11 protein-coding genes are annotated in these 14,247 nt (G+C 44.2%); 2 read left to right on the top strand and 9 right to left on the bottom strand.

The features are described from left to right. Nucleotides 1-10: 10 nt before the first annotated feature. From bamA to rpsB, 9 genes are all read right to left on the bottom strand, one after another. Nucleotides 11-2,482, bottom strand: a complete 2,472-nt coding sequence (gene bamA, locus DS891_RS13430) for an outer membrane protein assembly factor BamA (RefSeq protein WP_010606775.1) — start codon at nucleotides 2,480-2,482, stop codon at nucleotides 11-13. 166 nt (nucleotides 2,483-2,648) lie between these two features. After that, the gene (gene rseP, locus DS891_RS13425; protein ID WP_174170037.1) at nucleotides 2,649-4,001 is read right to left on the bottom strand and encodes a sigma E protease regulator RseP; all 1,353 of its coding nucleotides are present in this window, start codon (nucleotides 3,999-4,001) and stop codon (nucleotides 2,649-2,651) included. A 2-nt stretch (nucleotides 4,002-4,003) separates the two neighbouring features. Further along, nucleotides 4,004-5,194: a 1-deoxy-D-xylulose-5-phosphate reductoisomerase gene (gene ispC, locus DS891_RS13420; RefSeq protein ID WP_174170036.1), complete on the bottom strand. Its 1,191-nt coding sequence runs from the start codon at nucleotides 5,192-5,194 to the stop codon at nucleotides 4,004-4,006. After that, nucleotides 5,191-6,057 (bottom strand): phosphatidate cytidylyltransferase, encoded by an 867-nt coding sequence (locus tag DS891_RS13415; protein WP_017216091.1) that lies wholly within the window; start codon nucleotides 6,055-6,057, stop codon nucleotides 5,191-5,193. Before DS891_RS13415 ends, ispC begins: the two co-directional genes overlap by 4 nt. Before the next feature lie 10 nt (nucleotides 6,058-6,067). Next, complete coding sequence (locus DS891_RS13410; RefSeq protein ID WP_010606771.1) at nucleotides 6,068-6,841, bottom strand: isoprenyl transferase; 774 nt, start codon at nucleotides 6,839-6,841, stop codon at nucleotides 6,068-6,070. 171 nt (nucleotides 6,842-7,012) lie between these two features. Beyond that, nucleotides 7,013-7,570: a ribosome recycling factor gene (gene frr, locus DS891_RS13405; protein WP_010371327.1), complete on the bottom strand. Its 558-nt coding sequence runs from the start codon at nucleotides 7,568-7,570 to the stop codon at nucleotides 7,013-7,015. A gap of 92 nt (nucleotides 7,571-7,662) precedes the next feature. Beyond that, complete coding sequence (pyrH, locus tag DS891_RS13400; protein ID WP_010371324.1) at nucleotides 7,663-8,400, bottom strand: UMP kinase; 738 nt, start codon at nucleotides 8,398-8,400, stop codon at nucleotides 7,663-7,665. Nucleotides 8,401-8,539: 139 nt separating this feature from the next. After that, nucleotides 8,540-9,391: a translation elongation factor Ts gene (tsf, locus tag DS891_RS13395; protein WP_102057110.1), complete on the bottom strand. Its 852-nt coding sequence runs from the start codon at nucleotides 9,389-9,391 to the stop codon at nucleotides 8,540-8,542. Between the two features lie 220 nt (nucleotides 9,392-9,611). Beyond that, the gene (gene rpsB / locus DS891_RS13390) at nucleotides 9,612-10,340 is read right to left on the bottom strand and encodes a 30S ribosomal protein S2 (RefSeq protein WP_010371318.1); all 729 of its coding nucleotides are present in this window, start codon (nucleotides 10,338-10,340) and stop codon (nucleotides 9,612-9,614) included. Nucleotides 10,341-10,619: 279 nt separating this feature from the next. Between rpsB and map the strand changes: the two genes are divergently transcribed. Both map and glnD read left to right on the top strand, forming a co-directional pair. Then, nucleotides 10,620-11,411 (top strand): type I methionyl aminopeptidase, encoded by a 792-nt coding sequence (gene map / locus DS891_RS13385; RefSeq protein ID WP_010606768.1) that lies wholly within the window; start codon nucleotides 10,620-10,622, stop codon nucleotides 11,409-11,411. Between the two features lie 216 nt (nucleotides 11,412-11,627). Beyond that, the gene (gene glnD, locus DS891_RS13380; RefSeq protein WP_102057114.1) at nucleotides 11,628-14,246 is read left to right on the top strand and encodes a [protein-PII] uridylyltransferase; all 2,619 of its coding nucleotides are present in this window, start codon (nucleotides 11,628-11,630) and stop codon (nucleotides 14,244-14,246) included. Nucleotide 14,247: the final 1 nt, after the last annotated feature.

Genomic DNA, 14,247 nt, shown 5'->3' with positions numbered 1-14,247 from the left:
ATAAAACTCCTTAGAATGTATTACTGATATTGAAGCTGATCGTCTTCGTATCGTCTTCTTCTTCTTTTTTGAGTGGGTAAGCGAAACTGATCAGCATTGGACCCATTGGCGAGATCCACTGAATCGATAAACCCGTTGATACTCTGAACCTTGATGGATCAGAGAAATCAGAAAGTAGATTGTATTGATCTTCCGTCAAGTTGTTATAGCGATCTACATCAAACTCGGTATCCCAAACGTTTGCCGCATCAACGAAGAAGCTGGTTCTTACAGAACTGGTATTATCTTCGTCTAGGAATGGCGTTGGTACAATAAGCTCTAAACCTGCTAGTGCTTTTGCGTTACCACCGATACGGCCACCTAGGTTTAGCGTATCGAATTGCTGATCGCCGCCAATACAGCTACCTGATGTACCATCTGGTTTAGGTGTACCCGGAATACACTTAGGCGCACGCTGTACCGCTCGAGGTAGGATCGTGTTTCGGTCAAAGCCTCGCAGCTCTTGCTCTGAAATACGGAAGAACTCTTGGAATGGCAATACTTGCTCAAAGCCATTGGTCTCGCCATAACCGTTACCATAACCTAAGCCCGCTCTCGCTGAGAATACCCAACGATGGTCGTTACTGATTGGCCAGTAAAAACGTGAATCGTAATTAATCTTGAAGAAATTAAGATCTGAGTTTGGTGTAGTAATACTTAAGTTCAAGCTTTGACGAGAACCTGCGGTTGGGAACATACCACGGTTAACCGTTACACGTGACCAACCTGCGCTTAACTCATATTTGGTAAAGTCATAATCTGCGTTTGGATCGCTTTCGTTTAAGAAGCTCTCACGAAGTACGCGTGTTTGCTCAAAGTCTGAAATTTGCGAAAGGCTTTCTTCAATCCAACGAATACCAAAGTTAACACGGTTTATCGCATTGATTGGGAAACCAAAGTTAGTGCCGATACCGTAGCTCGTCGATTTATAATCTACAATCCCAAACTCACTTGCATCGAACTTACTATAGAAGATACTGCTGCCTTGCGACACACCATCAGGTGTAAAGTACGGATCGGTATAAGATACACTATAACGCTCTGAACCACGCGAAGTGTTGATATTGAACGCAACTTGGTTACCTGACCCCAAGAAGTTAGACTCACTGACACCGATGTTAAACTGAAGGCCCGCATATGAACCATAAGCAACACCCGCTTGGAAACTGCCTGCAGGTTGCTCTTTTACTTTAAAGTCAACATCAACCTGATCTTCAACCCCTGGAATTGGCTTGACTTCAAACTCTACCGATTCCATATATGGCAAACGTTGAATTTGAAGCTTAGAACGCTCTAAGTTTTGGTTAGACAACCATGCACCTTCAAGCTGCGTCATTTCACGACGTAACACTTCATCCGCTGTATTCTGGTTACCATTCACTACGATTCGACGCACATACACACGCTTACCAGGGTCTACCGATAGCGTTAGTTGTACTTCTTTATTTTCGTCATCAATTTCAGGGACTGTTCGCACTTCAGCGTTAGCATATCCAAAGCGCGCCAAATAACTCTTAATGAAGTCTTCCGTCGCCGTTACAACTGAGCCGTTGTAAAGCTCACCAGCGCGAAGTGGCACAATACCTTTAATTAAGTCTTCACGGCCTAGTAAGTCACCAATGAAATCAAATCCTTTAACGGTATACTTTTCACCTTCGGTGATGTTTGCCGTAACATAAACTGATTCACGTTCTGGGCTTACTGAAACTTGCGTTGAATCGATGTTAAAACGTAAATAACCACGGTCTAGGTAAAAACTGCGGATCTTTTCTAAATCGCCTTCAATAGTTTGTTTTTGATAACGGTCATTAGAGAGGAAGCGCCACCACGGCAAGTCCTGCTGAGATTCAATTAGGTTAAGAAGTTCTTCGTCCGAGAACAGTTCATTACCAACAAGGTTAATTTGACGTACAGAAGCAGCATCACCCTCTTCAAACTTCAGCATCAACTTCACACGGTTACGTGGCAATTCTACAATGCTCACCTCAACCTTAGCATTGTATTTACCAATACTGTGGAAGAATTCCGTTAAGCCTTTTTCGATACTATCGAGTACCGTTCTGTCTAACGGCTCACCTTGGCGAATATTTTGCTGTTCTAAACTCTCATTTAGCTGCTCGTCTTTGATGTCTTTGTTGCCATCAAATTCGATTGAGCTGATAGTTGGACGTTCTTTAACCTTAAAAATAATCTGATTACCATCACGGAATACCGCAATGTTGTCAAAGTGGCCAGACTTATACAACGCCTTGATTGTGCGTGAAATAGTAAACTGATCGACATTGTCACCAACGTTGATCGGAATATGTGTCAATGCAGCACCTAGTGCAACGCGCTGCAGCCCTTCTACTTTTAAATCTTCTACGATAAAGGAGTTTTGCCCTAAGGCAGCAAAACTAGCGCCCAGTAAACTGGTTACTGCAATGTGTTTTTTTATAGGCATTTTATTATCTTTATCCTTTACAACAATTTTGGCGCGATACGCTAAGGCCCACTACATCACAACATTCAAACGTTACAGCCTTTGTATTATGTTATCCGTTGTATGCTTGAACAAAAATGCAAACATTTAAACTGCATATAATGTGCACTTTTTAGCACCGCACGGCTTAAAGCCGAGAAACATCATTAAATAGTGCAAAAAACGTTAAGGCAAGAAGAAGCGCTGCTCCAATCTTAAACCCAAACTCTTGTGTCTTTTCAGAGACTGGTTTTCTGCGAATTAGTTCAATTAAGTAATACATTAAATGCCCACCATCTAGGACAGGGAGCGGTAATAAGTTAAAAACTCCTAAATTCACGCTGATAAGCGCTAAGAAGCCTAAAAATGCAACTAACCCGTAACTAACACTATTTCCGGCACTAACCGCGATCCCCACAGGCCCGCTTAAGTTTTTTACCGAGACTTGGCCCGTGATTAAGTTGCCGATCATGTCGAAACTTAAGGCAATCAAGTCGTAAGTTTTACGAATGCCAAGCACCATACTATCTAGGATGCCATATTGTCTAGTTTCAATATAACCATTTGGCCATTTTTCCATCACAGGCACAACGCCCAAGTAGCCTTGTACGACACCTTCTGATGACGTTTTTGCCCGAGGGGTTACCGTTAGGGTTTGTGGCTGCCCATCGCGCAGAATATCAATGCTTATGGCTTGATTTGCCGATTTTTGAACTCGGCTCACCAGCTGTTGCCACGACGCCAATTTGTCACCATTTATCGCAACTAGCGTGTCTTCTACTTGTAAGCCACCTTTGTCGGCAGCCGCACCTTCTTCAATATAACCGAGCTGCAGCGTCAGCGGCGGCCTATATGGCGTAATGCCGACTGAGGTCAGCGGCGCTTCGTCCTGCTTTTCCAGCTTCCAGTCACTCAAACGTAGCGTGCGAATTGCTAAGCTCCCCTTTTCATCTTGTACTTTGGCAACCAGTGATGGTTCACCTAAATGCGCCATCAATTCAAACGTAACGTCTTGCCATGAGTGCACTAACTCATCATTCAGTGCAATGATGTGGTCGCCTGATTGAAACCCTGCATCCGCCGCGATACTGGTTGGTGTCACAGCTCCAACGACGGGTTTTACTGATTGAACCCCTACCATATACATTGCCGCTAACGCGACAATGGCAAACAAAAAGTTCGCAATGGGGCCTGCAGCTACCACAGCGATACGAGAAAGTACTGGCTTATTATTGAAGGCAAGGTGGCGCTCCTGCTCTGGCACATCGTCGACACGTTCATCGAGCATTTTGACATAACCACCAAGTGGAATTGCGGCGATAACGTATTCGGTTTGGTGTTTGTCATACCACTTAACTAAAGGCTTACCAAAACCGATAGAAAAACGTAAGACCTTAACGCCGGCTTTTCTGGCAACCCAAAAATGGCCATATTCATGAACGGTAACTAAAATCCCTAAAGCAAGAATAAATGAGCCTAAGTGCCAGAAAAATTCAAACATGGTTACCTCAATGTGGCGATAATTTGCTGCGCTCGGTGGCGTGCCGTTCGGTCTGTTTCCATAATAGACTCAACGGATTCTAATACGCTTAGCTCACTGTGCTCAAGCGTTAAGGCATTGACTCGATAGATATCACAAAACCCTATCTTACCCTCTAAAAATGCCGCAACGGCAATTTCATTTGCAGCATTCACTGTTGTTGTTGCGGCCTGACCACTACGACATGCGTCAATCGCTAATTTGAGGTTGGGATAACGGTTAAAATCTGGTTTGGTAAAAGTGAAATCGACAATCTGAGAAAAATCTAATGGCTCTACACCGGCGTCAATTCTGTCAGGATAGGCAAGCCCATATGCAATCGGCGTTCGCATGTCTGGTTGCCCCATTTGTGCCAGCACCGAGCCATCGCGATACTGCACCATAGAGTGGATCATACTTTGTGGGTGGATCACCACTTCAATATCGTCAGCTGAACAGTTAAATAACCACTTAGCTTCAATAAACTCTAGCCCTTTATTCATCATGGTCGCAGAGTCGACAGAGATTTTTCTGCCCATAGACCAATTAGGATGTGCAACCGCTTCTTCTACCGTTACTGAAGCTAAGGTAGCCAATGAACGCTGCAAGAAAGGTCCACCTGAACCGGTTAATAAAATCTTACTAACACCGCTGTGGCTTAGATTTGAAGATTGTCCCGTTTGTATAGTCGTTGGTAGGCACTGATAAATGGCATTATGCTCACTGTCGATAGGGAGTAAAGTCGCACCATGCGCTTTTACTTTATCCATAAACAGCTGGCCACTCATTACTAACGACTCTTTGTTCGCCAGCAACACTTTTTTACCCGCTTCGACTGCCGCTAAAGTCGGTAACAACCCAGCTGCACCAACGATTGCGGACATCACGATATCCACATCCACGTGGCGAGCCATCTCAGCCATTGCTTCAACGCCATGGAGTACTTCGGTGGTAGTGTCCGTCAAACGTTGAGAAAGTTGCTGAGCTGCGTGCTCAGAGCTCATAACCGCGTATTTGGGTTGATGATGTAAACAAAGCTCAGCCATCTTTTCCGCGTTTTGCCCTGCGACTAAGGCAAATACACGATATTGTTCTGTATTGCGGCTGACGACGTCTAAGGTTGATAGTCCAATTGAGCCTGTCGCCCCCAGTACTACCAAGTTTTGCTCGCTCATAGCACTACCGTCCAAGCGTAGCAAAAAGCAAAAATGGGTGCTGCAGCCGTTAAGCTATCAATGCGATCTAGAATACCGCCGTGACCTGGCAAACAACGGCCTGAATCTTTAAGGCCTACTTCGCGTTTAAACATACTTTCAAGCAAATCACCAACGGCGGAAAATAGCGCGATAATAATGGTCATTGCAGCGTAAATTGGCCACATGTTGAGATCAATCGCAGCGAAGTGACAAAACACCAAAACAAAAACAACCGCGGTGATCACACCACCAACTAGGCCTTCAATCGTTTTATTAGGGCTCACTTTAGGCATGAGCTTGTGCTTACCTAAATTCTTTCCAGCGAAGTAGGCGCCAATGTCTGCGCTCCACACTATACCCAATACCACCATGATAAGAACCGAACCTATGTGTTCGCCATCTTCGTATCCGGCACTACGCATCACGTTTAACGCAAGCCACAGCGGTACTAGCGTCAGTACACCAGCGATGGAGCGCATCATGATCCCTTCATTCCAAGCACGAGCTGCTCGTGGATATTTAACTACCAAGAAAGTAGCAACCAGCCACCACGCAAAAGCGAGCGTAAATACATAATTAGCATCAGCGACTAAGCGCCCTTGCTGCCATAAATCCTGTATTGGCCAGTGGGTGTTAAGCAATAGAATTAACACCGCCATGACGCCAACGAAAGTAAAACGCTGACGCTTTTGACATAGGCCCGCAAGCGCCGACCACTCCCATGCACCAAGCAAAACGATTAGTGCGGCAATCGTACTAAACATTGCCAGCGGTGTATAAAACACCAAAAGTAGAGCCAGAGGTGCAAGCACCGCTGACGTTAGAATACGTTGTTTTAACAAATTTGAACCCTTAACTTGTTGCGTCTTTCTCTGCGAGGAGCTGCTTTATCTGCTCTCCTGTGCATCCGAAGCGTCGCTCTCTAGACACGTAACAAGCAATGGCTTCAGAGAATGCTTGCTCGTCAAAATCAGGCCAAAGCGTGTCGGTAAAATAGAGTTCGGCATACGCAGCTTGCCATAGCAAGAAGTTACTGATGCGGAAGTCGCCTCCCGTTCTGATCAGCAAGTCGAGATTCGCTTGATCGGCCATCGTCATCTGCTCTGTCAAGGCATCTTCGGTTATATCACTTGGTTGCAATTCACCCGCTGCAACTTGTTTTGCGAGGTGTTGTGCTGCCTGTGTGATATCCCAACGTCCACCGTAATTTGCTGCAATGTTTAAGTTAAGCCCTGTATTGTCCTGGGTCAATGTTTGAGCTTCATGAACACGCTTTTGGAGGCTGTCAGGAAAACGAGAAAGTTCGCCAATAATGGTTAGCTTTACGTTGTTCTTATGTAATTTTTTAACTTCTTTAGTCAGCACATAAATAAATAATTCCATTAACGTGCTGACTTCATCTTCTGGCCTACGCCAGTTTTCACTACTAAAGGCAAATAGCGTCAGAGACTCTATACCTAACTTGGAACAGAATTGTACAGCACTACGAACAGAATCTACGCCCTTCTTGTGTCCGAAGGCGCGTGGACGCCTGCGAGCTTGAGCCCAACGACCGTTGCCATCCATTATTATCGCAACATGTTTTGGCAATGATTGCTGCGAAATAACCTCTGCTTTTAAAACCATAATTCCAATTTAAGTGAAAAAAAACGCCGCCTAGTATACCTTAGGCGGCGCTTCAAACCTAATAAATTTGTCAGTGTACCTAGCCCAAAAAAACCTAACTGCTCAGAAACAAAGCAGAATTTTCTGCAATACGTAAACAGTGCGTAAATATAAACGCTAGGATAAAGACATTTAGATTTCCATCAACTCTGCTTCTTTCGCGCTTAGTTGAGTATCCATTTCTTTGATGAACTTGTCAGTCAGTTTTTGGATATCATCTTCAGCTTGACGCGCTTCGTCTTCAGAAATTTCTTTGTCTTTTAGCAATGATTTAATATCACCGTTTGCATCACGGCGAATGTTACGTACTGCAACACGACCACCTTCAACCTCACCACGTACGATCTTGATGAGATCTTTACGACGCTCTTCAGTTAGTGGAGGAAGTGGAACACGGATCACGGTACCTGCTGACATTGGGTTTAGACCTAAGTCAGAAGACATGATTGCTTTTTCTACCGCTTGTGCAAGTGACTTGTCGAATACGCTGATAGCCAGCGTACGAGAGTCTTCCGTCGTTACGTTTGCTACTTGGTTTAGCGGTGTATCTGCACCGTAGTATGAAACAGAGATACCATCTAGTAGTGCAGGGTGTGCACGACCTGTGCGGATTTTAGAAAGCTGGCTTCCAAGTGCCGCCACACTTTTTTTCATGCGCTCTTGAGCGTCTTTTTTAATATCTTCGATCACAATACTTTCCTAGTCTGTTCTTGTTATGCCAGATTATACTCGCAATTTAGAGATTCGCTACTTAACTGCGAATTGCTGAAATAGTCGTCAGATTATTCTGCTGCTTGAGAAGAGATAAGGGTACCTTCCTCTTCACCCATGATGACATTTTTCAATGCACCCGGTTTATTCATGTTGAATACGCTGATTGGCATATTGTGGTCACGTGCCAATGTAAATGCAGCTAAATCCATCACTTTCAATTCTTTATCGATCACTTCGTTGTAAGTCAACGTGCGGTATAGCGTAGCATCTGGGTTTTTCACCGGATCGTCACTAAATACCCCTTCAACCTTAGTGGCTTTAATCACGGTATCCGCTTCAATCTCAATACCGCGCAAACATGCTGCTGAGTCTGTAGTAAAGAAAGGATTGCCCGTACCTGCAGAGAAAATAACAACACGGCCAGATTTTAGTAGGCTAATTGCTTCTGCCCAATTGTACGCATCACACACACCATTTAGCGGGATAGCAGACATCAAACGTGCGTTTACAAAAGCACGGTGCAGCGCATCACGCATCGCAAGGCCGTTCATGACGGTCGCCAGCATGCCCATGTGGTCGCCCACAACTCGGTTCATGCCCGCTTCTGCAAGTGAACCACCACGTAAGAAGTTACCGCCACCGATAACCAAACCCACTTCTACGTCGAGCTCTACTAACTCTTTGATTTCTTGTGCCATACGATCCAATACTTTTGGATCGATACCAAAGCCTTCATCTCCCATTAAAGCTTCACCACTAAGCTTTAAAAGAACGCGTCTAAAAACAGGTTTTTTATTGATAGTCATAATATCCGGGCCAATTAAAAGTGAGGTAAAAAATAACCGCGCTTATGCTAGACATAAATGCACGGTTATTTTAGAGAATTTTCAGCAATGACGCAAAGCTAATGTCAGCTTTTACGTCATTAGGCATCACAATAAGTGATTACTGGCCTTTTGCTGCAGCGATTTGCGCTGCAACTTCTGCTGCGAAATCTTCTTCTTTCTTCTCGATACCTTCACCTACTTCTAGGCGAACGAATGAAGAAACAGATGCATTCTTCTCTTTAAGGTAGTCACCCACTGATTTCTTAGGTTCCATGATGAAAGCTTGACCAGTAAGAGAGATCTCACCAGTGAACTTCTTCATACGACCAACAACCATCTTCTCAGCGATTTCAGCTGGCTTACCTTCGTTCATTGCGATTTCAACTTGAACCGCTTTTTCTTTTTCAACTACTTCAGCAGGTACGTCTTCTGGGTTTAGGTAGTCTGGCTTAGAAGCAGCAACGTGCATTGCAACGTGCTTAAGTGTTTCTTCGTCAGCATCACCAGCTACAACAACACCGATACGCTCGCCGTGACGGTAAGCAACTAGCTTGTCACCTTGGATGTAAGAAACACGACGGATGTTCATGTTCTCACCGATTTTAGCTACTAGTGCAACGCGAGTCTCTTCAAACTTAGCTTGTAAGTCTTCGATAGTTAGTTGCTCAGCTACAGCTGCGTCAGCAATTTCGTTAGCAAATGCAAGGAAGCTTGCATCTTTTGCTACGAAGTCAGTTTGACAGTTAACTTCTACTAGTGCAGCAAAACCTTCGCCTTGCTTGATGATGATTGTACCTTCAGCAGCGATGTTGCCTGCTTTTTTAGCAGCTTTAGCAGCACCACTTTTGCGCATGTTTTCGATTGCTTGATCGATATCACCGCCAGTTTCTGTCAGTGCTTTTTTACAATCCATCATACCAGCGCCAGTGCGGTCACGAAGTTCTTTTACTAGGGCAGCAGTTACAGCCATTAGAATATCCTCAAATCTGAATTCAGTTCTTGATAAAACCAACCTTAGGTTGGCTGAATATCAAATCAAGTACAGCTCGCCTCAATTTGATAAAAATCCGTTATCTTTCAAGGTCTGCTTGGCAAACAACGGGATAAGCAGTTAATCGCTTATAAAGAATATCAAGTCTTCATCAATAATTTGATGAAGACTTGATGACAGCTAATACCTAATCAGGTAATTACTCAGCTTCAACGAAGTCGTCGTTTTCTGCTTGAGCAACGATGTTGCTTTCACGACCTTCAGTGATAGCAGTCGCTACTGCACCAGTGTATAGCTGGATTGCACGGATAGCGTCGTCGTTACCAGGGATGATGAAATCAACACCATCTGGGTTAGAGTTAGTATCAACAACAGATACTACTGGGATACCTAGGTTGTTAGCTTCACGGATAGCGATGTGCTCGTGGTCAGCGTCGATAACGAAGATAGCGTCAGGAAGACCGCCCATATCTTTGATACCGCCAAGGCCTTTTTCAAGCTTTTGCATTTCACGAGTAAGCATTAGCGCTTCTTTCTTAGTAAGCTTCTCGAAAGTACCGTCTTGGCTTTGAGTCTCAAGCTCTTTAAGACGCTTGATTGATTGACGAACTGTTTTCCAGTTAGTCAACATACCACCTAACCAACGGTGATTTACGTAGAACTGCTCACTTTGGATAGCCGCTTCTTTAACTGCTTCGCTTGCAGCGCGCTTAGTACCTACGAAAAGGATTTTGCCTTTGTTAGATGCTACGTTCTGTAAGAACTTAAGTGCATCGTTGAACATAGGAACAGTTTTTTCTAGGTTGATGATATGAACGCGGTTACGTGCACCGAAGATGAACGGCTTCATCTTAGGGTTCCAGTAACGTGCTTGGTGACCGAAGTGAACACCAGCTTGAAGCATATCGCGCATTGAAACGTTTGCCATTGTATATTTCCTCTAAAAGTTAGGGTTAGGCCTCCACATATCCCATAGCACCAACACGAAGTTTTTATAACTGCATGCACCCAAGTGTATGTGTCGATATGTGTGTGTGTTAATATTAATAAGTGTGTTGTCTTAACTACAAACATTCAATCTCATCGTGTGAGGAAGAATTATTTGTAAAAAGACGGCGCGCTTTATACCATATATAAAGAATTAACTCAATCTTATGCGTAAAATTTGTGCATAATAAATGTTCATCTAAATTGACTTGGAGTCTAAATGAGTGCAGTGATCAAAACCCCTGAAGAAATCGAAAAAATGCGTGTTGCTGGGCGTTTAGCCGCGGAAGTACTGGAAATGATCGAGCCGTATGTTAAGCCAGGGGTGACCACCGACGAATTAAACACCATTTGTCACAACTACATTGTTGATGAGCAAGGTGCCATTCCTGCACCGCTAAATTATCACGGCTTTCCGAAGTCTATTTGTACCTCAGTTAACCACGTTATCTGTCACGGAATCCCGAACGATAAACCGCTAAAAGAAGGCGACATTATCAATATCGACATCACTGTGATCAAAGATGGGTATCATGGTGATACGTCAAAAATGTTTTACGTCGGTACACCAACGATCCAAGGTAAGCGCTTAAGCGAGATCACGCAAGAAAGCCTATACCTTGCGATAAAAATGGTAAAACCGGGCGTGCGTTTGGGTGATATTGGCGCTGCAATTCAAAAGTATGCAGAAGGCTTTAACTACTCTATCGTGCGTGAATATTGTGGTCACGGTATTGGTAAAGAATTCCATGAAGAGCCACAAGTAATGCACTACGGCAAACCAGGTACTGGCGAAGTGCTCAAAGCTGGCATGTGTTTGACTATCGAGCCTATGGTTAACGCCGGTAAGCGCCAATGTAAGCTACTAAAAGACGATTGGACTGTCGTTACCAAAGACCGTAGTCTTTCGGCGCAGTGGGAACACACGCTGCTTGTCACAGATAATGGCGTTGAGATCTTAACGCTGCGCAATGACGAAACGATAGACCGCGTTATTACGCATTCAGCTTAATTGCAAAAAGCATTTATCAAAGCCAGCCAGATTGCTGGCTTTTTTGTTGCAAAACTCACACAACAGCGATTACAGCACCCCTTGGTTTAGATGTCAGTTACACACGATGATAGTTGTCCAATCCTTGACCCTTCACCTCCTCGTCACTCGCAATTCTTATTTATTTAGTGTAAAACAGGACTCTACTGTTTTTGCGCGCATGACACAGGATCCTAAGTGGCATTACCGAACAAAGTGAAGACGCTTCTTGACGAAGCACAAGAACTTACCGATTACCGTGATTGTCTTGCTTTTTTCTACAAATGGTTAAGCAATCAATTTGCCAAGCAACCCGTTAGAAATCTAATTAACTCTCGAGCCGAATTTATCGATCGATTGTTGATTAAATTGTTTAATGAAACTGGGCTAGCGCACCAACCAGACTTGTCGTTAATCGCCATTGGTGGTTATGGCCGTGGTGAGTTACACCCGTTCTCTGATATCGATTTTTTGGTGCTGACCAAATCCGTTCCCTGTGAAGAAGTGACCAGCTGCTTAGAGCGTTTTGTCACTTATTTATGGGACTTAGGTCTAGATATTGGTCATAGCGTAAGAACCCATGAACAAGTCCTAGAACAAAAACAAAATGACGTTCACTTTGCCACTAGCCTGCTAGAAAGCCGCCTCATTTGTGGTAACCATATTGAATATGAACGCCTCAAACGACATATTGTTGAAACCCCAATTTGGCAATCTAGTGACTTTTTTATCGCTAAGGTCAATGAGCAGAATATTCGCCATAAAAAATGCCATGGTACCGCCTACAACCTTGAGCCTAATATTAAAGAAAACCCCGGTGGCCTGCGCGACCTGCAAACCATTTTTTGGGTCGCTAAAAAACACTTCCGCGCTGAAACTTTGGAAGAGTTAATCAATCACGGTTATTTGACCCATGAAGAATATCAAGAGCTGTTAGAGTGCATCGAAAACCTGTGGAACATTCGCTTTGCGCTGCACTTAGCCGCTGGTCGCAGTGAGAACCGCTTACTGTTTGACCATCAACCACATGCCGCAGAGCTCCTCGGTTTTGGCTCTGAAGGTAAAGCCTCGGTCGAGCGTATGATGAAACGCTTATTTAGGATCATGAGCCGAGTGCGCGAAATGAACCAGATGCTGCTTTCCTATTTCGAACAAAGTATTCTTCCTGAGCAGTTAGAGCAAGAAGCCGTGCCACTTGACAGAAACTTTGAGCGTATTGGCAATAAAATTCGCGTTAAAAACCCCTCGGTCTTTTTCCGTCGAGAGAATTTGTTTGTCCTCTTTGAACATATTGCAGACAACCCTAAAATTAATCAGATTGACCCCAGTACCATACGTACTATGCGCCAAGTCAGACGCCGTTTATTAGGCGATTTGCAAGATTACGCAGGCTGTCGTGACGCTTTTTTAAGGTTATTGAAACACCCTAATGGCATGGGACGAGCGTTTACTCTGATGCACAAACACGGGATCATCGCTGCCTATTTACCGCAGTGGCGTAATATTTTTGGACAAATGCAGTTCGATCTGTTTCACGCCTACACGGTAGATGAGCATACCCATAAACTCATCAATAACATCTACCGCTATTTCGATAAAGAGCATATTAGTGAATTCCCGATTTGTTCTGAGATTGTTGCCCGCATGGACAAACCAGAGCTACTCTACTTGGCTGGGATCTTTCACGATATTGCCAAAGGTCGAGGTGGCGACCATTCCGAGCTTGGTGCCGTTGACGCCATGGCATTTACCAAAATGCACGGTTTTACCGCTTCCGACGCTAAATTGGTAGCTTGGCTGGTGCAAAATCACCTCCTGATGTCTGTCACAGCCCAGCGTAAAGATATTAACGACCCCGATGTTATTGCAGAATTTGCACAAAAAGTGAAAAACGAACGTCAGCTAGATTATCTCTATTGCTTAACGGTTGCCGACATTCGTGCCACCAACGACAACCTCTGGAACGACTGGAAAAACACCCTCTTACGCGAGCTATATCTACATACTCAACGGGCATTGCGCTTGGGTCTTGAAAACCCAATGGATATGCGCGACCAGATCCGTGATAAGAAACGCCAAGCCAAGCAACGACTGATTAATTTGGGCTACTTCGAAGAGTACATTGACCTTATTTGGTCACGCTTTAAGGCCAATTATTTTACTGCCTTTAGTGAACAGCAGATCTCTTGGCATACTGAGCACTTATTACAGTCTGATGATTTAAGTCAGCCAAGCGTGATCGTCTCTAACAAGCCCATGCATGGCGGGACGCAAGTATTCGTATACAGTCCTTATGAGTCGGCGCTATTCGCCAAACTAGTCAGTGTAATTGGTTCTAAAAAAGCACAGATCCAGCATGCTCAGGTCATGACCACAAAAGATGGCTATGTTGTCTTTAGTTTTGTTATCCTAGAAGTGAATGGCGACCCACTCAGCACCAGTCGTGCAGCGGGGATCAGGAGAGGCTTAGAGACGCTCTTAAAAGACCCAAAAAAGAAAATCAGAGTCAAAAAGAATCGCTCACAGAAGTTTAAAGATTTTAATATTAGGCCAAAAATTATCTTGCGCCCTCATGCTAGAGCAAACCGTAGCCTTATTGAAATTCAGGCCATTGATATTCCGGGGTTACTGACTAAAATTGCTGAGGTATTTCAGGCCTATTCACTACATATTCATGCCGCGCGCATTACAACCGTCGGCGAACGCGCAGAAGACTTTTTCGTCGTCTCAAACAAAGATTACAAGGCACTAGATGAAGTACAAAAAGCTGAGCTTCATCGCGCCCTACTCAAAAAATTAAATGCTGAAACAGATTAAC

The organism is Pseudoalteromonas sp. JC28 (genome assembly GCF_013319255.1).
Lineage (GTDB): Bacteria > Pseudomonadota > Gammaproteobacteria > Enterobacterales > Alteromonadaceae > Pseudoalteromonas.
Note: the sequence above shows the minus strand (reverse complement) of the source record. Positions and strands in the feature narration are given on the sequence as shown.